Below are 24,116 nucleotides of genomic sequence, written 5' to 3' on the forward strand. Positions count from 1 at the left end.
TTGGCAGCCGGATCTAAGTCGTTGTGAGAAAAACAAAACGCGTCACCATTAAAGACATCGCGGAGCTGGCGGGCGTGTCAAAAGCCACCGCCAGCCTGGTCCTGAACGGGCGCAGCAAAGAGCTTCGCGTGGCGGAAGAGACGCGCGAGCGCGTGCTGGCGATTGCAAAAGAGCACCACTATCAGCCCAGCATTCACGCCCGGTCCCTGCGCGACAACCGCAGCCACACCATTGGCCTGGTCGTTCCGGAGATCACCAACTACGGTTTTGCCGTCTTTTCTCACGAGCTGGAGACGCTGTGCCGCGAGGCGGGCGTTCAGCTGCTGATCTCCTGCAGCGATGAAAATCCAGGGCAGGAGACGGTGGTGGTGAACAACATGGTGGCGCGTCAGGTGGACGGGCTGATTGTGGCCTCCAGCATGCTGAACGATGCGGACTACCTGAAGCTCAGCGAGCAGCTGCCCGTGGTGCTTTTTGACCGCCATATGAACGACAGCGCGCTGCCGCTGGTGATCACCGATTCCATTACCCCGACGACGGCGCTGGTAGCGGACATTGCGCGTCAGCATCCGGATGAATTCTACTTCCTCGGCGGCCAGCCGCGGCTTTCTCCGACGCGCGACCGTCTGGACGGGTTTAAGCAAGGTCTGCGAGAGGCCGGCGTGGAGCTGCGCCCCGAGTGGATCATTCACGGCAACTATCACCCGAGCTCCGGATACGAGATGTTTGCCGAACTCTGCGCCCGCCTGGGGCGTCCGCCAAAAGCCCTGTTCACCGCCGCCTGCGGCCTGCTGGAAGGGGTGCTGCGCTATATGGGCCAGCACAACCTGCTGCAAAGCGATATCAGGTTAGCCAGCTTTGACGATCACTATCTGTATGATTCGCTGACGATCCCGGTGGATACCATTCGCCAGGACAACCGCCAGCTGGCGTGGCACTGCTTTGATCTGATAGGCAAACTGATCGAAGGGGAGACGCCGCAGCCATTGCAGCGCAAGCTGGATGCCACCCTGCAGCGGCGCTATAAGCCAGCGGTATAGCCCCGACCGATACATCAATAACTTTAATTAATTTAAGTTTTGGATGCGCCGATAACCATAAGGAATAATTCTCCTTGAGGTATTGGTTTATGTCGTTGAAAAAGTCGTCCCTGATTGTCCTGTTCTCACTGCTTTTGTTCTTTGTTGTCAGCACCGTGACCAGCGTTGGCCTCATCATTAAAAGTAATAACTCGCTGGATAACGTGAACAAAGAGATCCAGGTGGTGCTGTCGATTATTGACCCTATCAACCACAGCCGTACACTGCGCGTGCGGGTGATGGAGTACGTGAAGATGGTGGAAGCGGGCAACGCGGCGGACGAGTCTACAAAGCTTGCCGAAGTGAAAGAGGCGCTGACCAAAGCGGACAATGCCTTTGCGGCCTTTATGGCTTCGCCGCGTCTGACTGATGAAGCGCCGCTGGTGAGCGCCTATCAGGACGCCTGGCAAAACTACCGCAACCAGGGGCTGGCGCCGCTGATCGATGCCGCTGCGGCGCACGATGTCGCCAAATTTAACGCGCTGATCCCGGAAGTTTCCCGTCTCGACCGCCAGTACGAAATCGTTCTCGACCAGGTGCTTTCGGTTCATCAAAAATACGCCAAAAGCCTGAACGAGGATGCGCGCGGCAATTTCGTCTCCGGCCTGGTGATGATTGCCGTTATCGCCAGCCTGTTTGTGGTGGTAATTGTTGCCGTCAGCATCTTCATGAAGCGCTTCGTCTTTGCCCCGGTCAACCTGGCGCGCGAGCACTGCAGCCAGATTGCGGCGGGCAAGCTGGACATTCCGGTTCCGGTGAAGGGGAGTTCACATAACGAAATCGACCACCTGATGGGCTCGATGGAGCGGATGCGTCAGGCACTGCTTGCCACCATCGCTCAGGTGCGCGATGCGAGCTATACCGTGACGCACGCGGCGCAGGAGATTGCCTCCGGGAATATCGACCTGGCTTCGCGTACCGAGCAGCAGGCTTCCGCGTTGACCCAGACGGCGGCGAGCATGGAAGAGCTGAGCGCGACGGTGGCGAACAACACCGATAACGTGTATCAGGCCGGAAAACTGGTGCAGGACGCAGTGAACAATGCCCACACCGGTGAAGCGGTGACCCGCGAAGTGATCGACACGATGAACACCATCGCGGCGAACTCGAAGCGCATCGAAGACATTACCAGCGTGATCAACAGCATCGCCTTCCAGACCAACATACTGGCGCTGAACGCGGCGGTTGAAGCGGCGCGCGCCGGCACGCAGGGCCGCGGCTTTGCGGTGGTCGCCAGCGAAGTGCGCACCCTGGCGCAGAAAAGCGCGGTGGCGGCTAAGGACATCGAGAGCCTGATTGCGCAGTCGGTTTCCAGCGTCAAAAACGGTGCGGAGCTGGTGAACCGCTCGGGCGAGGTGATTGACTCGATTATTTCGTCAGTGAATAAAGTGAATACGCTGATGGAGCAAATCTCCGTCGCCTCCGAAGAGCAGAGCCGCGGGATTAGCCAGGTCGGGCAGGCGGTGACCGAGATGGATGGCGTAACCCAGCAGAACGCCGCGCTGGTGCAGCAGTCTGCGGCGGCAGCAGCCTCGCTGGAAGAGCAGGCGCAGCAGCTTTCGCGGAGTATTTCGAGTTTTAGGTTGCCGGTGCAGGCTTGATTGTATGAGGTCTACAGAATTAGAGAAGGTTGATCAATTAAGTATAGTATGACCGAATAGCGCTGGGATAATAATCCGGGAAAAATTGATCGTTTCCGGATTATAAAAAACTGGATAGGCCTGTCTCGGTGATTGTTTAATTTTAGAAACTATTTACTTGGTATGCTCTCAAGCTGAACTGCTAGTATGTTCAATCTTTGTCTGCTACTTAAATAATGGACTAGTGAATGATGAGTATATGTTCCATCTTGAAATAAATACTTATCAGTTAATTAAGATTAAATAATAATCGCCAATTTAGTTATCTCTTAGTATCTTCCAAGCAGTACTCAAGTTCCGACAGTTCTAGAAGTTAACGTTTATAGCGGCGCGAAACTAAATAGAATCGCGCCATCTGTTTATGCAACTTTTTGGGATGTAATATTAAAGCGTGATAGAACGTTTTCTGGTAGAGCAGGCCATTCTAAAAAATAGAAATAGTTCATATAATCTCGTTCTATGCAAGACTGTAGCTGCCTATTTCCTTTTAATTCATCACCTAATAAGAAAAATGAACACATAGCTACTTGCCCTTTAGATTGATGGTGAGCAAGTATCGAATGTAAGTCATGTTTCTTAACTTCTTTCCCAATGCGTTTTTTTGCTGTTTCCCTATTAATTATCAATACATCCCGATCCCTTACATCTTTAATTTTTGTAATATTTTCATCTGCAATGCGTATTGCTTCACTATAATTTTTGGCAAGCAGTAATGTGTAAACTTTTGCTGTAATGTATGTTCCAAAATCCCATTTTTTCTTATGAGCATCATCAAAAAGCTTCAGTGCTAGACCATATTCTTTTTTATGCCTAGCGACTTCCCCCTTAATTTTAAGGAGAAGTATTTCAGATGTATCTCTTGGCAATGACTCTAAGAACTCATCAATCAAAGGAATATTGTTTTTATCGATTAACAGTATATCCACAATACTTTGGACGTGGTTATGTCTCCATATGCTATCCATTGCTTCTTTCGCAAGTGATATACCTTTGTTTATATCTTTATTACATCCAATCTCATATCTTGCTTTAAAAATAATAAATGGAGCGATATTAGCTGTTTCCTTGTCTTCAGAGTACCTAGTAATAAAGTTTGCCATTAACTCTTTATTGTCATCTTCACTTTCAGTCTCAAATAAACCCAGGTGAATACTTGAAAGATAACGAAGTATTTTCTTTTTCTTAGATTTTGACGAGGCTTTAAAAGCTTCTCCTAGTGTTTCTATACATTTAAGTGTTTCATTTTTATCTTTTTTATCGTTTACATAAGATGAATATAAGTATAAGTAGGTGTCATGTATAGGGTTGATTTGTTTTATTTCATTTAGTAGTTGCAGAGTTTGCTCGTGCTGTTCCTTTTTTACGTGATTTTGAATGTTCTGAATTTTAATTGTATCATATTTTAAACGCCACGCTCTGTTATCTAAACTAGAACTCAATCGAATACTTTCATCCAATAGTCTCTTGATCTCACTAAATGTTATTATACCTTCATTTTCATCATGTTCTTCAAGATAACGCAATGAAATATTGCATAAATGATATTTGAGATCGACGCTATATTTGAATTTATCAGATAAGCTCTTTAGATAATTGATTTTATCTATGAATTCAGGGAAGATGTTAGTCCTAGACAGTGCGTAATTAAGATTAAATTCGTCGAGTTCCATAAGGCGATCGCTATATTCTAACGCTGCTTTTGTGTCGTTTTGATACTCTTTAATATTTATTAATAGCTGTATATACTTTGATTTCATATTGCTACTGATATTTTCTCTAATCAATGTATTCAAATTATCTTCAGCGATAATGTATTTTTTGTCTTTAATTAGATTATCGATAAATAATAAATTCTTAAATGCTTGTTCAGGTATTTTTTGATTGTCGTTATCATTCTCAGACAGTTCATTAATTAGTGATGAAATATCTTGAGTGAGGGTGTGTTTTTTGAGCTTTATTAAGTCATTATTAATGTAAGAGTTTTTGTTTAAACTAAAATCATCATTAATAAAGTTTTGGATCATTCGTTCTCTCTTAGTGGATTTTTGAGCCCCGCTAAGCGATAATTCACATCCAAGTTCATGTACCAACTCTGCCATTAATTCATCGAACCCATCAATCTCAACCCAATAGACCTTATCAAGATTTAATAATTTGAATAATTCTGGTGATATTTGATCGTTTTTTCTACGACACCAATAAATACCATTTCTAAGGTAATCATCTTGTTTAAGTAGATATTTAAGAACCTCCATTATTGAATTATCATTTCCAGCATAGCCCACAAATATAAGACCGTATTCCTTTGCAAATTCATCTAGTTTTTCACGTGTGTTATTTTCTAAAGATTCGGTCTCTCTCAAAGAACTTTTAATACTATCAAAAAGATAGTCGCCATGGAGTTTTATTATTTTAGGCCTAGATGAAGTGATTGATATTCCTTTTATAGAAGAATCGTGAGCGCATAGCAATGGTCGATCGGATGAAAACTGATAGAATGCCTCATTAATTAAGTCATCAAAATTAGTTGTGAATACAGTATCGAGATATTTTGATTCGAACAATTCCACTAAATAAGCATAGCCAATTGAAGGGAGTTTTTTATCAACCTGTAATTCGACAAACCTTCTTCTTTGTGAAGGTAGATCGAATTTTTTCTCAAATAATGATGAGTACTCATTTGATGGATCATACCAATCAGGATGATTTTTGGTTAACCATGTAATTGCCTCTTTAGGAGACGAATACTCCTCTGGATTGAGGCGTTTATATATTTCCTCACGCCATTCCTGAACTAATTCATATCCAGTCTTTATTCCTGAAGTAACTGATGCCCCTGCGCCAAGAAAGAGAGAATAATTTGGTGAGGTTCCTGACCTAATTCTAATGTAGTCGGCAAGATCTTTCACACTTCTTTTTTTGATCAATAATTTTTCAGTAGCTACGTCATTTTCGATCATGATTAACCTTACTTTTGCTGTGTGGTGAAAGAGTTGATTATGATACGCATTAAGCTATTTATCAATTGGGTTGTGCTGTAAAATCATAATGTTCGGCTTAAATTAAGTGGTTTTATCTATGAATGCGGGGTGTTGTGCTAGAGGAACTTTATGTTTAAGTTAACAACCAATTGATTTGAGATAAGGGAAGCTTATCTCACTTCCGCATATAAGATATATCGCAACTTTACCTGCATAGCCCGAAGCATGTATGAAGACGAAATATTTTGTTATGTATATAGCAATATTTCCCTCCCTCATCCGTCTACCTCATCACAAGCCATAATCAGTTACTGTAAACAAGGTAAACACCATGAGAGATTTTGAAATGCACGGCAGAGGGCACGGGCGCGGATTCGGTCGCCACCGTATGGGCAAGGGTTTAGTCATCGGCGCGGTCATTTTCATCGTACTTGGCCTGCTGGTGATGTCCCTGTGGAACGCCTTACTCCCGGCGATCCTCGGCGTGAAGGCCATCGGGTTCTGGCAGGCACTGGGCATTCTGGTGCTGAGCCGCATTCTGTTCGGCGGGCTGGGTTTCCGCCCGGGGATGTTTGGCGCGCACCGCCGGATGCACGAGCGCTGGATGAACATGACGCCAGAACAGCGCGAGGCGTTTATTCAGCAGCGTCGCGAAGGATTTGGTCGCCACGGCCGCGGTCACTGCGGCTGGCACGGCCATCGTGACGACAAGCGCGATGACGCCGCGCCAAAAACGCCGGAAGCAGAGTGAGCGAAATGAAAGCCGGGGAGGCGGGCGGATCCATGCTGATGTCGGCGCTCAATGCCTGCCGCGCCCGGCTGAAAGCCTTCATTCGCGGACGGACGTCCGTTCGCGATGATGCCGACGACATTTTGCAGGAAGTGACCTATCAGCTGATGAAAGTGGAACAGCCGGTTGAAAACGTCGCGGCCTGGCTGTTCCGCGCGGCGCGTAACGAGATGACCGACCGGGCGCGTAAAAAGCGCGAGGTGCCGCTCTCCGGCTATTTTACGGGCGAAGACGAAGAGGGTTTCCCCGAGGACGAGCTGGCCGAAACCCTGTTCGGCGTGCCGCAAACGCCGGAGGAGGAGTATCTCAAAACGCTGCTGTGGGAAGAGCTGGGGCAGGCGCTGTCTGAACTTCCGCCGCCGCAGCGCGAGGTATTTGAAAAGACCGAGCTGCACGGCTACAGCATTAAAATGCTGGCAGAGGAGACGGGGGCCAGCGAGCAGGCGCTGTTATCCCGCAAGCACAAGGCGGTGCTGTTTCTGCGCACGCGGCTGCGGGATATCTACGACGCGCTGACGGGTGAATAGCGGCGACAGACAAAACCTTACACTCCGGGCACTTGTAGATTCATCACTATCGTTTATGATCGGGGCGTCTTGTTACTGTGGAATATTATGCGCAACCGTCAGCTCCTCGGAAAATGGCTTTTGATCGTCACCTGTCTCGCGATGGCGCTTTGCCTCGTGCAGCGTGCGGTGATGCTCAACCATTTTTTACAGGGACTGGATCCGCAGATTTCACTGAGTGCAGATGCCCCAACGCAAAGCAGCAAGACTGAGCAGTCCGGGCCATCGCCCTGCCAGCTAGGCGCCCAGTCGCTTCTTTGTGCCCAGCCGCTGTTCTTCGACGGCGCGCTGCCGGCCATCATTATCTTCTTCGCGCTGTTACAGCTGCTGACGCAAGGGCGGGCATTCGCTCCTGCGGAACAGTCCGTTCAGGCACCGCCTCCCCGAATACACCTTAAAAACTGCGTTTTCCGTGAATGAAAATCATCGTCACCACACGATAATTTTTCACTGTTCACGGAGTAATACATGGTTAACCTCTTCAGGGGATTCGTCTTCCTGTGGCTATCCTGCATCGGCATTGTCCATGCGGCAGACACCGGCTGGCTGGTCTCCCCACAAAACGATCACGCCCGCATCCGCTTCCAGGCGGAAAGGGAACAAGCGCATATTAAAGGCCTGCTCACCGTTGAGCTAAAGCCCGGCTGGAAAACCTACTGGCGATCGCCGGGCGAGGGCGGCGTGGCCCCGAAAATCAGCTGGCCGAAAGGCGTAACCGACAGCTGGTCCTGGCCGGTACCGTCGCGTTTCGACATTTCCGGCATGACTACGCAGGGATATCACGACAAGGTCACGATTCCGATCGTTCTCGACGGGGTGAAGAGCGACGCGCTGGACGGGACGCTCACGCTCTCCACGTGCAGTAACGTCTGCCTGCTGACGGACTACCCGCTGCATCTCGATTTTACCCAGCCGGTGGATGAGGGCTTCCAGGCCGCCTTCGAGCAAGCGATGCGCGCCGTTCCGGGCACGTCGGGCGTATCCGCGGATCTGGCCGCCTGGCTCTCTGGCGACAAGCTGGTGATTACCGGCACCACGGACGGGAAGTGGGACAATCCGGGGATCTACTTTGACCCGCTGGAGGGTGACGTTCTGCCCGGCGAGCCGGTAATTAAACACGAGGGCAATACGCTTCGGGTGGCGGTACCCGTGACCGACGAATGGGGCGATAAACCCGCCTCGCTGGAAGGCAAGAAGCTGTCGTTTGTGCTGACCAATGGCGGTAACGCGCAGCAAACCACCATGACCGTTGGGGCTGCCCCCGCAGAGCCTTCCGCACCGGGCGGAACGGGCAAAATGGTGCTTTTTGCCCTGCTGGGCGGGCTGATCCTGAACCTGATGCCCTGCGTGCTGCCGGTAATGGGCATGAAGCTTAACAGCATCCTGCAGGCGGGATCGGACAGGCGCGCCATCAGGCTGCGCTTCCTGGCCACCAGCGCCGGGATCCTCACCTCCTTTATGCTGCTGGCCGCGATGGTGACCGCGCTTAAGCAGACCGGGGCGTCGCTGGGGTGGGGCATTCAGTTCCAGAACCCGTGGTTTATCGGCCTGATGGTCGCCGTGACCTTCCTCTTTGCGCTGAACCTGTTTGGGGCGTTTGAGATGCTGCTCCCTTCAGCCGCCGCCGGGCGGCTGGCAACGGCAGGGGGCACGGGGCTTGGCGGCAGCTTCTGCGAAGGGATGTTCGCCACGCTGCTGGCCACGCCGTGCTCTGCGCCATTCCTCGGTACGGCCGTTGCCTTTGCCCTTGGCGCGCCGCTGCACTCCCTGTGGCTTATCTTCCTGATGCTCGGCGTGGGCATGAGCCTGCCGTGGCTGTTTGTGGCCCTGGTGCCGAAAACGGCCATGATGCTGCCAAAACCCGGCCGCTGGATGAATACGCTCAAAACGATCCTGGGCCTGATGATGCTGGCCTCCAGCCTCTGGCTGGTAACCCTGCTGAGCCTGCATCTGGGCGAGGCGGTCAGCCAGATCGTGATGCTGGTGCTGATCGCTATCGCGCTGGCGCTGTTCGCGAAGAAGGGGCAGACCTCCTCGCCGTTGTTCTGGATCGTGGTCATCGCGCTGTCGGTGTCCGGCGGGTATCAGCTGCGCGGGTTGCTCAACTCACCGTCTGACGCCACCACGCAAAGCGTGGCACAGATCATCCCGTGGCAGCCGCTGAGCGAGGAAGCCATCCAGCAGGCGCTGGCGCAGGGGAAACGGGTGTTTGTGGATATCTCGGCAGACTGGTGCGTGACCTGCAAAGTTAACGAGCACCGGGTGCTGCGTCAGCCGGACATTATTGCCGCGCTGAGCCAGCCGGACGTGGTGGCCCTGCGCGGAGACTGGAGCCAGCCCTCCGCGCTTATCGCAGAGTTTCTGGCGAAGCGAAACCGCTACGCCATTCCCTTTAATGAGGTGTATGGCCCCGGCACGCCTGACGGAGAGATCCTCTCTCCGCTGCTGGATAAGCACACTCTGGTCACCACCCTGAATAACGCAAAAGGCTAATGCATTATGAAAAAATTCTTTATTACGCTTATGTTCCTGCTGGCCTCGGCTCAGGTGTTCGCTGCCCAGCCGCTGACGCCGGACCAGGAACAGCGTGCGCAGAAGATGATCGCTGATTTCCTGTTTAACGATCCGAACTCCCCGCGTATTGGCGCGAAAAATCCAAAGCTCACCCTGGTGGTGTTTACCGACTACAACTGCCCGTACTGTAAGAAATTCGATCCTTACCTGGAGAAGATCGTAGAAAAACACCCGGATGTGGCGGTGGTTTTTAAGTTTTTACCTTTCCGCTCGGAAAGTTCATTGACCGCCGCGCGTGACGCCTTAACCGTCTGGCGCGCGCATCCTGAGCAGTTTATGAAATTTAACCATACCCTGATGGCAAAAAAGGGATACCACGATGACGCCAGCATTCAGGAGGCGCAGAAGCGCGCCGGGGTGAGCGTTACCGCGCCGGATGATGAGAGCATGGTGTCGATCAAGCGCAGCCTGATCGTCGCGGAAAAAATGGGAATTCAGGGCACGCCCGCCACGCTTATCGGTGAAGGTCTGCTGCCCGGCTGGGTTCCTTTTGAACAGTTCGACGAAATGGTCAGTGACGCACTGAAAAACCGCTAACCTGAAGGGGGCGGAATGCCCCCGACAAACCGGAGAGGGAAATGAAAAAATTACTGTTACTTTCGGCGCTGGCGGCATCAGGGCTGGCCCAGGCCGCTGATGCCATACCGGATGTGGTGAAGCAGTTCAGTGAGCAGCAGCAGATCAAAATCATTAAGAAACTGGATGCCCCCGGCGGCGCACCGGCCTGGCTGGGGCAATATCAGGACATGGGCGTGACGCTGTTTTTAACGCCGGACGGCAAGCACGTTATTTCGGGCTATCTGTACGATGATAAAGGAAAAAACCTCAGCGAAGGCTACTTTCAGAAAGAGATCTACGCTCCGATGGGGCGCGAGATGTGGAAGAACCTTAACGCGGCGCATCCCCTGAAGGAAGGGGCAGAAAACGCCCCGCGTAAGGTCTTCGTCTTCGCCGATCCGTTCTGTCCGTACTGCAAGCAGTTCTGGGCCGAAGCGCAGCCGTGGGTGAAGGCGGGCAAGGTTCAGCTCAACACGCTGCTGGTGGCGTTTCTTAACCCCAACAGCGGGCGCAACGCCTCTGCGATCCTGAATGCGAAAGATCCGGTTTCGGCCTGGCGCGAATACGAGCTTTCCGGCGGTAAAAAATTACCCAAGCCAGAAGGGGACGCTTCCCGCGAAACGGTAGAAATCCTGCAGAAACACCAGGCGTTAATGGACAGCCTGGGCGCAAACGCCACGCCGGCCATTTACTATCTGAATGCGGAAAACGAGCTGCAGCAGGTGGTCGGTATGCCGGACGCGCAGCAGCTTGAGGCGATGTTCGGGCCGAAGCCGTAAAAAATCAGGCAGAAACGGGGCGTTTCTGCCTGATAATCACTTAGCTACCCCAGCGTCCTTTGAGGTAGTTCACCGCCTGCTGCGTCTGCGGCTGGTTCAGGTAATCTTCCCGGAACAGGATGGTGCCGTTCACGTTGGGCAGCGAATCGTTAAGATCGAGCTGTTTTTTCAGCTCCGGCACGCCGCCCTGGACCGTCCAGTCCGGCTCATTTTTCGACGGCTCGCCCACCTTGTAGAACGCGATGCCGATGTACAGGCGGGTGTGGGTCGGCTTGACGACGTCAGCCCACCACCTGGTCAGCACGTCATAGCGCGCCGCATCACGGGCGAAGGGCCAGTATATCTGCGGGGCAATGTAGTCCAGCAGGCCCTGCTGCACCCACTGGCGCGTATCGGCGTAGGATTCATCGTAGGCCGCGGCGCCGCGCGTGTCCGAACCCGCCGGGTCAAAGGAGCGGTTTCGCCACACGCCCGCCGGGCTGACGCCAAACTCCACGTCGGGCCTGGTCTGCTTGATCGCGCGGGACACCTGCACGATTAGCTGCTGCGTATTGTGTCTGCGCCAGTCGGCCTTTGAGGAAAATCCCTGGCCGTACTGCCGCCAGGTTTGCGCGTCGTTGAGCGCGGATCCCGGCGATTCAGCGTAAAAGTAATCATCAAACTGCACGCCGTCTACCGGGTAGTTCGCCACCACTTCGGTCACCACTTTGGTTATCCAGTCGCGCACGTCGGGAATGCCCGGGTCGAGAACAAAGCGATCGCCCGAGACGCGCACCCATTCCGGGTGCTGAACATAGACGCTGGACGGGGTCAGATATGCGGTCCGGTTCAGGGCGGCGATGGTTGACGGTTTGGTATTGGTCGACACGCGGTACGGGTTGAACCAGGCATGGACCTTCATACCGCGCTTGTGCGCTTCATCCAGCATAAACTGCAGCGGGTCGTAACCCGGATATTCGCCGATGTTGCCCGTCAGCATATCCGACCACGGTAGAATCTTTGAAGACCAGAGCGCGGTGCTGTCCGGCTTCACCTGGAAAAATACCGTGTTAATCCCGAGGCGCTTAAGGTTGTCGAGCTTGCCGATCAGCGCCTGCTTTTGCATGGCGATGCGCTGGTCGGCGCTGCGGCCATTCACCGAGGCCACCGGCGGCCAGTCGAGACGAGAGACGGTCGCCAGCCAGATCCCGCGCATCGGCGCGTTTGCCTGCGGCGTCGGTTTGCTGGCGGTGGGAAGAGGGGTAACCAGTGATTTAGGGGGTTTTGAGGAGCAGCTTACAAGTAAAAGTGCGCAGGCAGCCAGCGCACCGATCCGTTTTACGTGTCGCGTCATTTGCGTATTAGCTCTTGATAATCCGACTGTTAGCCCAGGGATTAAAGGCGGGCGCCGCCTGTTCTGCGCATTCCTCATCGTTGAGGGAGTCCAGATACAGGGCTTCAACTTCCGCGCGCGCCCACGGGGTGCGGCGCAGGAATTTCAGGCTCGATTTAACGCTGGGGTCTTTTCTGAAACAGTTAATTTTGATGCGGTCACCCAACTCGCTCCAGCCATATTTCGCCACCAGGGCGTTGACCATCATCTCCAGCGTTACGCCATGCAAAGGATCTTTGGAAATGTGTGCAGTCATAGGCGTCGAAGGTCTCAGTTTTAGTGGGGTGGGTTTACCGGTGAAAGGGTACAAGAAAGCAGGGGAAGCGGCAATAAACCTACCTTATTTGAGCGTAAAGGATTCGATCCCGTTCGGTATAATCAAGGCGTCTCAATACCTACAATTTTCACTCCGGGAAAAGAATATGCAGAAGGGCGGGAACAACTTCGATTACTGGGAGGTTTCAGAGAGCCTCGTTTCAAAAAGAAATCAAATTAAAGTCAGTATTAATAAGAAAAGGCTCAGCAATAAGAAAAAAGGGATTAAAGAAAGGATCCCTTATCCGTCATACAAAGATGCCTGCATGACTTATGCCCCACCGATGGACATGGTATTCCCGGAGAAAAGGCTTATCGCTGAAACGTCATTGCTTGCGACCCCTGGCGCACTGGAATGTGGATATTCGCGGTGTATCGACTGGACGGCTGACGGCATTTTAGATGAAAACATTTACAAATGGATTGGCTGGTATACGCGCTCCAGATTAAGACTTGCCGGGACATGCGTTGAAGTGGGCCAGGACAAGTCATTCAAAATGCGGAAATTTTACCAGTGCATTGAATCCTCAGAAAAATCGACCATATCGTTTATTCTCGGCGGTTTTTTCTGCTATCAATCGGCAACTTACTGGCTCACCTCAAGACATGAACAGATAGAACATTTTATTCACGCCGGGCTGATTAAAAAAGCGTCTTTGCAGTTTTACCCGGAGGAGGATAAAAGAAAAACGCCTGATTATCTTATTGAGACCAGCGCTGGCGAATGGCATGTTTTTGAGAGTAAAGGTGGCGAGCATTCCCCCCGGTGGCAGAGAATTGAAGAGGCGGTCGCACAACTGGACAGCGTCACTCAGATTATCTGTAACGATGAACCGCCTAAAGATGTCAGCACCTTCGTCTGTACGCACACCTCGATTGATGCAGACAAGAATATTGCCATCAACGTTGTCGATCCTGTCCCGGAGAACGCTCAGCCCATTATTTTCAATCCCGACGTTTGCATCCTTCTCTCGAAACTGACGTTAATCAGTCTTTACGATACCCTGTCCGCCATTGAAACAAGCCGTCAGTATGAGATTGAAGGAATGGACGACTGGGCATTTGTACATGCACCAGAATACGATGACGTTCAGTTTGGTATTCCAAAAGCGTATCTCATGTACAAGGATGAAATAAAATCCAGTCTTGGGATCTATCTGGCGCTGAAGGAGGTGGTTGATCTCAAGCTTGGGAATGATAACGAGGCGGGATATTTTAAAGAGGGGTGGATAAAACTCACCGCGCTATTTCCATCCCGAAGAGAATTACGCCGTGTGATTAAGAGGATAAGGCCAACGCTGGAACAGTACAGTAAAATAACTGAAAATAACTATGGTCATTTTTTAAAAAGCCTGGCGAAATCACTCGCCCTAAAGATCCAGACAGAAAGAATTCTTCTAACAGAATTCCTGTTAGTGGATACCTTACCGGACCCAATAAAGAAACATCTTTCTCCATGGGGTGGACTGACTCGTACCGCGCCACTGCCGGGTTATGACGACCCGTGGGCTACGCCGAAAAGTAAGCCATCAAACAGGCCAAAGACCCCCCGCCTGTAACGACGGGTCGTAAAGGTCTCAATCACACCTGACGCCCGGCCGCCTCCAGCAGCTGCTCTCGCAGCCAGACGCTTGCCGGATCCCGGCTGTTTTTCGGGTGCCAGTACATGTAAATGGTAATCGGCTGGAGCGGCAGCGGCGGGGGAAAAATATCCAGCGTGCTGGCGAACTGTCGCAGCATCCGTTCCGGTAAGGTGCAAACGAGATCGGTCCCGGCGACAAGGGCAGGCGCCATGGCGTAGCTCTGGGTGGACATCGCGACGTGCCGCTGATGGCCCAGCCCGGCCAGGGTTTGATCGACAAAGCCGGTAAACGGATCCCCCGCTGACGACACCACCAGATGGGAAAGCGCGCAGTAGCTTTCCAGATCTAACGCACCGGTCCCGCGCGGATGGCCTTTGCGCTGGGCGGTGGCAAACGCGTCATCGAGCAGCTTGCGCCTTACCCAGCCGTCATGGGCCCCCGCGCTGACGCCGATATAGACATCCACGTCACCGTTTTCCAGCTGCTGCGGCAGTGTAGCCATCTCCGGCAGGGCGAAGCGCAGGCGGATGCCGGGAGCAGCGGCGCCTGCCTGGTTCAGCAGCCCGGTGCCCAGCATCAGCGCCGGGTTTTCATGCAGCGCAATGACAAAGGTCCGGGTGCTGGTCTGCGCATCAAACGCGGTGGGAGCAAACATCGCGCTGATGCCGCGTAAAACGCTTTCAACCTGCGGCTTCAGCGCTTCCGCTCTCGGAGTGGGTAACACCCCGCGCCCATGCGGGGAAGGAATAAACAGCGGTTCGCCAAAGAGCGTGCGCAGACGCGCCAGGCGGGCGGACAGCGCGGGCTGGCTGATGCCCAGCCGCGCGGCCGCGTGGGTGATGTTCCTGTCCTGAAGCAGAGCGTCCAGCGTCAGGAGCAGGTCTATGTCCATTTCAGAAACGGGCGCCATTTTATTTCGCGCTGCTGGCGTCCCGGTTGGTATAGGTGACGGGGACCCAGGCATAGCCGCCTTTCTCACCTTTCGTCACGTATCCGATGCCCGGGAAAGGCAGATGGGGCGCGGCAACCAGGTCTCTGTTTTTCACAAAGTCTGCGAACGCCTGCTCGCGCACGCGGGCCGCGCTGTCCTGATCCTGATCGTAGGCGATAGTGACCTCGGGCTGCGGGAACTGGACTGCCGCAACGTGGATAACGTCACCGATGAAGGTGATCTTCTCGCCTTTACTTTCAAGCGTGTAGAAGGCCGAGCCCGGCGTATGTCCGGGGTGAACCGTGCCGGTAAGCCCGGGAAGAATTTCAGAGGTCCCGCTAAACGGCACCACTTTGCCGGCGTCAAGATAGGGCTTTAAGGTTTTCTGCGCGACGTCAAAGTAGTTCTGGTCATAGCCGGTTTTTTTCTGATTATCTTCGTTAAAGAAAAAGTCGACGTCCGGTTTGCCGACGTAAACGCGCGCGTTGCTGAACACCACCTTGCCGTCCTTCACCAGGCCGCCCGCGTGGTCGGAATGGGCGTGGGTCAGCAGGACTTCAGTAATGTCCTCGGGTTTGACTCCCTGGGTGGCAAGGCTCTCAATCAGACGTCCGCCGTTGCCGGGGCCAAAGAGCTGGCCGGCGCCGGTATCCACCAGGATTTTGTGTCCGGGCATCGCAATCAGAAAGGCATTGATGGACACTTCCGCCGGGTTGGTCTGGAAGTTTTTCGCGAGCAGCGCGTCGGTCTTTTCCCCGGTGGTCCGGCGCAGCAGCTTATGCAGATCCTGCGCAACGGTCCCGTCCGTAAACGACGTGACCAGAACGTCGCCGACCTGCACGCTGTAACCGCCAGCGGGTTGTTTCACGACGTGCTGCGGCGTCTCCGCCGAGGCATGCAGCGCGGGATAGAAAAGCAATGAACTGGAAATCAGCGTGGAAAGAGCAAGTTTTTTCACGGTAAGCATACGAGTCTCCTTTGAAAGTGCTCATCTTACTGCTCCGTAAAATTATAAGAACCTGCTCAGAAATGATAGGACCTATAAACGAGATAAATAGCACAGCGCAAAAGCCGGGTGGCGGTGAAGCCTCTCCCGGCCCTTAAGGCGTTATTTTTTCAGCGGCGCGTTCCAGGCGTCCGGCGTGGCTTTCGACCAGGAGCCATAAGCGGCATTAGGCAGCACAATCCAGTCATTACCGAAGCGTTCCGCGCTGGCTTCAACCAGCTCGCGCTGCTGCTCGCTCGGCTTTTTGTTTTTAAACTGCACGGCGAAATCCGCCAGGCTGTCGCCAAACAGCATCACGATCTGCTGCTTTTTGAGGATGCTCTGGCGACGCTCTTCCTTGCTGACCGTGTCCAGAAGCACGCTTTCATCGGACACCTGCGGAAGTCCCAGGGCTTTTAACGTCCCGAGCGTGTCGGCTTTATTTTCCTGCATGCGGTCCGAGACGTAATAGATACGGACCTTGCTTTGATTAACGTGGTCAAGAAACGCTTTCGCACCCGGAATTAAGCCGGGCTTTCCCTGTTTTTCCCAGTCGCTCCAGGTATCCCATTTGGTATAGTCGTGACACTGCGCCATGTCGCGCACCAGCAGAGGGGTGTTATCCAGCACCGTTTCATCCAGGTCCATCACCACGGCGTAATTTTCAGGATTTTTCAGATCCTTTAACTTCTCGTTGAAACGCCCGGTGGCAAACCGATACGTCTGCAGCTGAAGGGCCATAATCTCTGCCGATTTCTGCTGATAGCGCAGCGCCATTTCGTACGCTTTAGGCTCACACAGCTCGCGCTCTGCGGCCGTCGCCGCTGCCGTTGCACTCAAAACGGGTAATGCCAGCAGTAATGCCTTAGCCATTGAATTCACACTTCTTTCCTCAACACCGTGGTTAAAATCCCGAAAGCGTAATGAAGTTCAATGACAGAAATATGAAGGCTGCGTCGCTACGCCAGCATGTAATACCAGAACAGGGCGACCTCGTCTTTTTCCGGTAAGGCGTTGTAGAGATAACGATCGTACCCGCCCAGGGTAAACCCGTAGTGACGGTAAAACAGACAGGCTGAGACGTTCACATTTTGTGTTTCAAGCCGTAATCCCGGCGCGTTTACGCTCCGGGCCCAGACGTGCGCGGCGGCCATCAATTTTTGTGCGGCGCCGGTTCGGCGTTTCGTGCGCTCCACGGCGATGTAATCCACCGAAATAAACTTATTCCAGCCGATTGACGCGGTAATAAATCCCGCTATTTCACCGTCATCCGTTTCAGCGACAAGAAAGATGGCGTCCGGATTAACGCAGTGGTTTTCAAGGGTTTGGATATCGAGCTCGTAGGTTTTTATCCACGGCTCGGCAACGGTTTCAATATGCAAATCACCGTGAATAAAAGGCTCTCTGGCGATGCGGCTAATGGTGAACGAAAAGTCACAGCATTCAAGGCGTGGGAGATCGGTATTTAATCCTTTTCGAATCTGCATAGTATTCCCGGTAGTGAGTTATTTCATAAAGAATAGACGAAGCGGTTAAATCCGCTGAGCTAACGGACTTTTAATCCTGGACTAAGCTTGTACTTCGTTCCGCGTAAAATGTGGGTCATTCGAGGACAATGAATGGAATTCAGGACATTTCAAAAGCAGTGGGGTGCTGAGTTTATTTCCGATGACGTGGTACGTTTTCGCGTCTGGGCAGAAGGACAGAAAGAACTTACGCTACGTCTGGCCGCCGCCGACGTGCCGATGACGGCGGTGGGGCACGGCTGGTTCCAGGCAGACGTTTCTGGCGTCACGCACGGTGCAGAGTATCAGTTTGTCCTGCAGGACGGCACGGCGGTACCCGACCCGGCGTCGCGCGCGCAAAAGGGCGACGTGAACGGCCCCTCTGTCGTTATCGATCCCCGACGCTATCAGCCGGTCAACCGGGACTGGGCAGGACGGCCGTGGGAAGAGACGGTTATCTACGAGCTGCACATCGGCACCTTTACCCCGGAGGGCACCTTCCGGGCGGCCATCGACAAGCTGCCCTATCTGGCGGAACTCGGCATCACCCAGCTTGAAGTCATGCCCGTTTCCCAGTTTGGCGGAACCCGCGGCTGGGGCTACGACGGCGTGCTGCTGTATGCCCCGCACGCTGCCTACGGCACGCCGGAGGATTTCCACGCGTTTATCGACGCCGCGCACGGGCTGGGGCTTTCCGTGGTGCTGGATATCGTGCTCAACCACTTCGGCCCGGAGGGCAACTATCTCCCTCTGCTGTCGCCCGCGTTTTTTGATGCGGAGCGGATGACGCCGTGGGGCAACGGCATCGCCTACGAGCGCGAGCCGGTGAGGCAGTACATTACCGATGCGCCGCTCTACTGGCTGACGGAGTACCGTCTGGACGGCCTGCGCTTCGATGCCATCGACCAGATTAAAGACAGCTCCGGGACGCACGTTCTGGAGGAGATTGCCGCGAAGATCCGCGAGGCGATCCCCCACCGTCACGTTCACCTGACTACGGAAGACAGCCGCAACGTGATTTTCCTGCATCCGCGCGATGAACAGGGCAACGCGCCGCTGTTCACCGCCGAGTGGAATGATGACTTCCACAACGCTGCCCACGTGTTTGCCACCGGCGAAACGCACGCCTACTACCAGGATTTTGCGTGTGAGCCGGAGAAAAAGTTCGCCCGCGCGCTGGCGGAAGGGTTTGTCTACCAGGGCGAGATTTCGCTGCAAACCGGGGAATCGCGCGGGGTGGAGTGCCGCACCCAGCCGCCGCAGTTCTTCGTCGATTTCATTCAGAACCACGATCAGACCGGGAATCGCGCCCAGGGGGAGCGGCTTATTACCCTCGCGGGGGCCGATAAAACGCGAGTGCTGCTTGCCGCGCTGCTGCTTTCTCCCCATATTCCGCTGCTGTTTATGGGCGAGGAGTTCGGTGAAACGCATCCGTTCCTGTTCTTCACCGACTTTCACGGCGACCTGGCAAAAGCGGTGCGGGAAGGGCGCGCGAAAGAGTTTACCGGCCACGCCGGGCACGATGAAGCCGTTCCGGACCCGAACGACGTGAACACCTTCGTCCGCTCAAAGCTCGACTGGCATAAGATTGCTACCGACGAAGGGAAAACGTGGCTGCGCTTCACCCGTCACCTGCTGACGCTACGCCATCGCCATATCGTTCCGCTTCTGCATCAGGGCGGCGCCGTTGAGGGCAAGGCGATTGAGACCGCGCCCGGCATGGTGACGGTGAGCTGGCGCTTCCCCTCCGGGACGCTCTCTCTGGCGCTCAATATCGGCCCTAAGCCTGTCGACCTGCCCATGCTCGCAGGGGAGACGCGCTTCGCCTGGCCGGAGGTAAAGGACGTTTTGCCGCCGAACAGTATTGTCGTTCGCTTTGCTGATGGAGACGCATCGTTATGATCCCTTCCGCCACGTACCGTATTCAGTTCCGCAACGGCATGACGTTTGACCGCGTCGTCGGGCTGGTGCCGTATCTGAAAGACCTCGGCATCAGCCACCTCTACGCCTCGCCCGTGTTTACCGCCACAGCGGGTTCCACCCACGGCTATGACGTGACCAACCCGAATGAAATTGACCCCGCGATTGGCGGTCGGGAAGGGTTTGACCGCATGGCCGCGGCGCTCAGGCAGGCCGGCATGGGGCTGATTCTGGATATTGTCCCGAACCATATGTCCACCTCGCTGGAAAACGCCTGGTGGCGGGACGTGATTGAATACGGCCAGCAGAGCCGCTATTTCCGCTATTTTGATATCGACGCGTCGCGCCCGCTAACGCTTCCGTTTCTAGGCGACACCTTTGAGGCGGAGCTGGAGAAGGGGGCCATTACGTTAAAACGTGACGCCGTCACGAATAAGGCCTCTCTGGTCTATTACGACACGGCGTACCCGCTCAACCCGGGCACGTACAGCGGGGATAAAAGCATCGCCGAACTGCATGAGGCGCAAAGCTGGCGGCTGATGTCCTGGCGGGAAGCGCCGAAGCAGCTCTCGTGGCGGCGCTTTTTTGAGATCACCGGTCTGGTGGGCGTTCGGGTTGAAGACGAGACGGTCTTTGACGATACGCACCGGCTCATTCTTGAGCTGGTTCACGCGGGCGTGGTGGACGGCCTGCGCATTGACCATATTGACGGCCTGGCCGATCCGCTGGGTTATTTGCAGAAGCTGCGGCAGGCAGCCGGACCCGACTGTTACATTACGGTCGAGAAAATTCTCGCGAAGGGAGAGCAGCTCCCCACCGACTGGCCGGTTTCCGGCACCACCGGGTACGAGTTTATTGCCTCGCTGGCGGAGGTGCTGGTCGACGACGATAACCTCTCGCGCCTGGAGACAATCCACGACGAGACGCTGGGCGTCACGGTCGACCGCCACGCGGAACTGCGCGATGCCAAGGGCCTGATGACCGATCGTAATTTTGAGGGCGAGTTCACCACGCTGCTAAACCTTGCGGACGATCTGGCCCAACGCAATGACGTTGCGCTGCCGCGCGAGGAGATCCGCCACGCGCTTCGCGAGCTGCTTATTGCGTTTCCGGTGTACCGCACCTACGGCACTCGCGAGGGGTTAACCCCGCCGGACGTGGCGCTGCTCAGCCGCGTGGTCGCCGGGGTAAATACGTCCGAAGCGGCCCTGAGCCTGATTGTGCGCATACTTGCCGGCGACCTGCCGGAAGATTGCCGCGACTGCGCCGCGCTTTTCAGGACCCGCTTCCAGCAGCTGACCGGGCCGCTGATGGCGAAGTCGGTGGAAGATACGCTGTTTTTCCGCCTGAACCTTGAGCTTGCGCTCAATGAAGTGGGCGCTGACCCGACGCCGCGCGCGTTCTCATTATCCCGCTTTCACCAGGAGATGCGCATTCGTCTCGCCCGTCAGCCCGACGCGCTGCTGGGCACCTCCACGCACGATACCAAGCGCGGAGAAGACGCCCGGGCGCGGCTCTACACCCTGACGGAGGCGCCGGAACGCTGGGGAGAAAATCTCGCCCGCTGGCGGCAGATGAACCAGACCCAGGTGCGTTTTCTCAACGACGGCACCGCGCCGAACGCCGCCGATACCTGGATGATCTATCAGGCGCTGGCGGGCGTCTGGCCCGCCACGCTGTCGCCGGACGATGCCGAAGGGCTTGCATCGCTGGAGACGCGTTTCATCGGCTTCCTTGAGAAGGCGCTTCGCGAGGCGAAGCAGCGCACCGACTGGATCGACAGCAACGAGAGCTATGAGAGCGTGGTGCTGAGCTACGCGCGGCACCTGCTGTCCCCGGACAACAGCCTGTTTCTGCACGATTTTAGCGAGGCGATGCAGCCCTTTATCCGCGCTGGGCTGATGAACAGCCTCAGCCAGACGCTGATCAAGCTGACGGCGCCCGGCGTGCCGGACATCTATCAGGGCAGCGAGGCGCTCAACTTTAGCCTCGTCGACCCGGATAACCGACGGGAGCCGGACTTCAACGCGCTGGTGCAAAACCTCAGCGCGGCGGATGCCACGGTGTTTGAACACCCGGCGTGCTGGCGAGACGGCAGGGTTAAGCAGTTTGTCACCGCCACGCTGTTACGGCTTCGACCGCATTACGACGCGCTTTTCCGCTACGGCGACTGGCTGCCGCTTAAGGTTTCCGGCGATCGCGAGGAAAACCTGATTGTCTATGCGCGGGTTAAGGGCGAGGAGGCGCTGATCGTTGCCGTGCCGCGTCTGGTTTTTGGCGTCACCGATAATCATCAGCTGTGGGTCAATACCACGGTAGCGATACCCGACGAACTGGCCGGGAAGCGCTATCGGGATCTGTTCAGCGGTGAAAGCCGCATTCTGCAAGAGACGCTGGATTTAACGTCAGAAAAGGGATGTGTACTGGTTCTGCTTACCTGCGAATAATCGTGGAGAACGAAAATGGCAAAGGATACAACGTTTGAAATTCGGGCCGGTCATGGCCAACAGCTGGGGGCGAATTATGACGGAAAGGGGGTCAACTTCGCGCTGTTCTCCGCGCACGCTGAGCGGGTGGAGCTCTGTCTGTTTGACCCGTCCGGGAAAACCGAAATCGCCCGGCTGGAGCTGCCGGAGTATACCCATGAGGTCTGGCACGGCTATGTGCCTGACCTGAAACCCGGCGCGCTGTACGGCTATCGCGTCTACGGCCCTTACGATCCGGAAAACGGTCATCGCTTCAACCCGCATAAGCTGCTTATCGATCCGTATGCCCGTGAACTGGTGGGCGATATCGACTGGAACGACGCCCATTTCGGCTATGAGCTGGGGCATGACGAGTTAGATTTGAGCTTTGATACGCGGGACAGCGCGCCGTTTACGCCGAAATGCAAGGTTATCGACCCGAACGCTTTCGACTGGCAGGACAACAACCGGCCAAACGTGCCCTGGCCGCATACCGTCGTCTATGAGAGCCACGTGAAGGGCTTTACCCAGATGAACCCGGCCATCCCGCCCGAGCTGCGCGGGACGTTCGAGGGGATGGGACATAAAGCCTCGGTCGACTACATCAAGAGTCTTGGCATCACCTCGGTGGAGCTGCTGCCCGTTCACTGGTTTCCGGACGACCAGCATCTTCTCGACCGTGGACTGAAAAACTTCTGGGGCTATAACACGCTCGGCTTTTTTGCCCCGGCGTCGCGCTACTACGGCCCGGCGGGGATCCAGGGCTTTCGCGATATGGTGCGCGCGTATCATGACGCTGGCATCGAGGTGATTCTGGACGTGGTCTACAACCATACGGCGGAAGGTAACGAGCTGGGACCAACGCTCTCGTTCAAGGGCATTGATAACTACAGCTACTACCGCACGCTGCCGGACCAGCACCGGTATTACATCAACGACACCGGGACGGGGAACACGGTGAATACCTCGCACCCGCGCGTGCTGCAGATGGTGATGGATTCCCTGCGCTACTGGGCCGAATCCATGCACATTGACGGCTTTCGTTTCGACCTGGGGACGATACTGGGCCGCGAGCCCGAGGGGTTTGATCCGCGCGGGGGCTTTTTCGACGCCGTTACCCAGGATCCGGTTCTCTCTAAACTCAAGCTGATCGGCGAGCCCTGGGATATTGGCCCCGGCGGCTATCAGGTCGGCGGCTTCCCGCCGGGCTGGGGCGAGTGGAACGATAAATACCGCGACACCGTGCGCGAATACTGGAAGGGGGATAACGTCTCCACCGACTTTGCCGCGCGTCTTCTCGGCTCCGGGGATCTGTACGACCTGCGCGGGCGTCGCCCGTGGGCCAGCGTCAACTTTATCACCGCCCACGACGGCTTTACGCTGAATGACCTGGTGTCGTACAACGAGAAGCACAACGCCGACAACGGCGAGGACAATAACGACGGGCATAACGATAACCGGTCGTACAACTATGGCGAAGAAGGGGCGACGGAGAACCCGGACATTATCGCCACCCGGGAGCGGCAGAAGCGTAATTTCCTGACCACGCTGCTGTTTTCCCACGGTACGCCGATGCTGCTGGCGGGGGACGAGTTTGGCCGCACGCAGAAGGGCAACAACAACGGCTACTGTCAGGACAGCGAAATCTCATGGATCGACTGGAAGGGGCTGTCCGAAAACGATGCTACGCTGCGCGAGTTTACCCGCCGGCTCATTGCCCTTCGCGCGCAGCAGCCATTACTGCGCCGTGAAAGCTGGCGCGACGGGCTGGAGATCCGCTGGTTTAATGCCGGCGGCGGCCCGCAGCAGGCCGAGCAGTGGGATGAAGGCTCGACGCTCGGGGTCTCCATCAGCAGGCCGGATCTCAGGCAGGAGGACGGCATCTGGCACGACGTGCTGATGCTGTTCAACCCGTTTGAAGGCACCGTGCCGTTCCAGATCCCGCAGTTTGGCGAAGGGGGATGGGTGCTGGAGCTGTCTACGGCGGATGACGCTGCCGCCGGGACAGCGTTCACCGAAACCGTAGAGTACGAGCTGACCGGACGCAGTATTACCCTGTTCAGACGTCCGTAG

At 54.9% G+C, this 24,116-nt stretch carries 19 protein-coding genes; 12 read left to right on the forward strand and 7 right to left on the reverse strand.

The features are described 5' to 3' along the window. The first annotated feature begins 23 nt into the window (after positions 1-23). A complete protein-coding gene (locus UTO39_RS02745) occupies positions 24-1,040 on the forward strand; it encodes a LacI family DNA-binding transcriptional regulator (RefSeq protein ID WP_320726394.1) in 1,017 nt (338 codons plus the stop codon). 89 nt (positions 1,041-1,129) lie between these two features. Further along, positions 1,130-2,680, forward strand: a complete 1,551-nt coding sequence (locus UTO39_RS02750; RefSeq protein WP_320726395.1) for a methyl-accepting chemotaxis protein — start codon at positions 1,130-1,132, stop codon at positions 2,678-2,680. 398 nt (positions 2,681-3,078) lie between these two features. Here the strand turns inward: UTO39_RS02750 and UTO39_RS02755 are convergent, their stop codons facing one another. Continuing rightward, positions 3,079-5,679 (reverse strand): SIR2 family protein, encoded by a 2,601-nt coding sequence (locus UTO39_RS02755; protein ID WP_320726396.1) that lies wholly within the window; start codon positions 5,677-5,679, stop codon positions 3,079-3,081. 352 nt (positions 5,680-6,031) lie between these two features. Here UTO39_RS02755 and UTO39_RS02760 point away from each other — a divergent pair, with 352 nt between their 5' ends. The 6 genes from UTO39_RS02760 to dsbG all read left to right on the forward strand — a co-directional run bounded on the left by UTO39_RS02760 (position 6,032) and on the right by dsbG (position 10,967). Continuing rightward, entirely contained in the window at positions 6,032-6,451 is a 420-nt protein-coding gene (locus UTO39_RS02760) for a hypothetical protein (protein WP_028013212.1), read from the forward strand. 5 nt (positions 6,452-6,456) lie between these two features. Next, positions 6,457-7,017: an RNA polymerase sigma factor gene (locus UTO39_RS02765; RefSeq protein ID WP_045630592.1), complete on the forward strand. Its 561-nt coding sequence runs from the start codon at positions 6,457-6,459 to the stop codon at positions 7,015-7,017. A gap of 87 nt (positions 7,018-7,104) precedes the next feature. Next, positions 7,105-7,476 carry a hypothetical protein gene (locus tag UTO39_RS02770; protein ID WP_320726397.1) on the forward strand — a complete coding sequence of 124 codons (372 nt, stop codon included), beginning with the start codon at positions 7,105-7,107 and terminating at the stop codon, positions 7,474-7,476. Positions 7,477-7,524: 48 nt separating this feature from the next. After that, positions 7,525-9,549 (forward strand): protein-disulfide reductase DsbD domain-containing protein, encoded by a 2,025-nt coding sequence (locus UTO39_RS02775; protein ID WP_320726398.1) that lies wholly within the window; start codon positions 7,525-7,527, stop codon positions 9,547-9,549. 6 nt (positions 9,550-9,555) lie between these two features. Continuing rightward, the gene (locus UTO39_RS02780; RefSeq protein WP_151413713.1) at positions 9,556-10,167 is read left to right on the forward strand and encodes a DsbA family protein; all 612 of its coding nucleotides are present in this window, start codon (positions 9,556-9,558) and stop codon (positions 10,165-10,167) included. Positions 10,168-10,208: 41 nt separating this feature from the next. After that, entirely contained in the window at positions 10,209-10,967 is a 759-nt protein-coding gene (dsbG, locus tag UTO39_RS02785) for a thiol:disulfide interchange protein DsbG (RefSeq protein WP_320726399.1), read from the forward strand. A gap of 40 nt (positions 10,968-11,007) precedes the next feature. On the opposite strand, the gene UTO39_RS02790 is transcribed toward dsbG, so the two are convergent. Next, positions 11,008-12,300 carry a glycoside hydrolase family 10 protein gene (locus tag UTO39_RS02790; RefSeq protein WP_320726400.1) on the reverse strand — a complete coding sequence of 431 codons (1,293 nt, stop codon included), beginning with the start codon at positions 12,298-12,300 and terminating at the stop codon, positions 11,008-11,010. Positions 12,301-12,307: 7 nt separating this feature from the next. Continuing rightward, positions 12,308-12,595 carry a VF530 family protein gene (locus tag UTO39_RS02795; protein WP_320726401.1) on the reverse strand — a complete coding sequence of 96 codons (288 nt, stop codon included), beginning with the start codon at positions 12,593-12,595 and terminating at the stop codon, positions 12,308-12,310. On the opposite strand from UTO39_RS02795, the gene UTO39_RS02800 reads away from it, so the two are divergent. Next, the gene (locus UTO39_RS02800) at positions 12,582-14,213 is read left to right on the forward strand and encodes a hypothetical protein (protein WP_320726402.1); all 1,632 of its coding nucleotides are present in this window, start codon (positions 12,582-12,584) and stop codon (positions 14,211-14,213) included. The genes UTO39_RS02795 and UTO39_RS02800 overlap by 14 nt on opposite strands. Before the next feature lie 22 nt (positions 14,214-14,235). On the opposite strand, the gene UTO39_RS02805 is transcribed toward UTO39_RS02800, so the two are convergent. The 4 genes from UTO39_RS02805 to UTO39_RS02820 all read right to left on the reverse strand — a co-directional run bounded on the left by UTO39_RS02805 (position 14,236) and on the right by UTO39_RS02820 (position 17,640). After that, positions 14,236-15,147 carry a LysR family transcriptional regulator gene (locus UTO39_RS02805; protein WP_061098175.1) on the reverse strand — a complete coding sequence of 304 codons (912 nt, stop codon included), beginning with the start codon at positions 15,145-15,147 and terminating at the stop codon, positions 14,236-14,238. 1 nt (position 15,148) lies between these two features. Then, complete coding sequence (locus tag UTO39_RS02810; protein ID WP_320726403.1) at positions 15,149-16,135, reverse strand: MBL fold metallo-hydrolase; 987 nt, start codon at positions 16,133-16,135, stop codon at positions 15,149-15,151. 141 nt (positions 16,136-16,276) lie between these two features. Next, positions 16,277-17,026 carry a 5'-nucleotidase, lipoprotein e(P4) family gene (locus UTO39_RS02815; RefSeq protein WP_407065094.1) on the reverse strand — a complete coding sequence of 250 codons (750 nt, stop codon included), beginning with the start codon at positions 17,024-17,026 and terminating at the stop codon, positions 16,277-16,279. Positions 17,027-17,112: 86 nt separating this feature from the next. Further along, complete coding sequence (locus UTO39_RS02820; protein ID WP_320726405.1) at positions 17,113-17,640, reverse strand: GNAT family N-acetyltransferase; 528 nt, start codon at positions 17,638-17,640, stop codon at positions 17,113-17,115. A 132-nt stretch (positions 17,641-17,772) separates the two neighbouring features. Between UTO39_RS02820 and treZ the strand changes: the two genes are divergently transcribed. From treZ to glgX, 3 genes are read left to right on the forward strand one after another with little or no spacing between them, the layout of a single operon-like run. Continuing rightward, entirely contained in the window at positions 17,773-19,560 is a 1,788-nt protein-coding gene (treZ, locus tag UTO39_RS02825; protein WP_320726406.1) for a malto-oligosyltrehalose trehalohydrolase, read from the forward strand. Continuing rightward, a complete protein-coding gene (gene treY, locus UTO39_RS02830) occupies positions 19,557-22,025 on the forward strand; it encodes a malto-oligosyltrehalose synthase (RefSeq protein ID WP_320726407.1) in 2,469 nt (822 codons plus the stop codon). The genes treZ and treY overlap by 4 nt, the downstream gene beginning before the upstream one ends. 15 nt (positions 22,026-22,040) lie before the next feature. Next, positions 22,041-24,116, forward strand: a complete 2,076-nt coding sequence (gene glgX / locus UTO39_RS02835) for a glycogen debranching protein GlgX (protein ID WP_320726408.1) — start codon at positions 22,041-22,043, stop codon at positions 24,114-24,116.

The organism is Enterobacter sp. 118C5, assembly GCF_034107645.1.
In the GTDB taxonomy this organism is placed as follows: Bacteria; Pseudomonadota; Gammaproteobacteria; order Enterobacterales; family Enterobacteriaceae; genus Enterobacter; species Enterobacter nematophilus.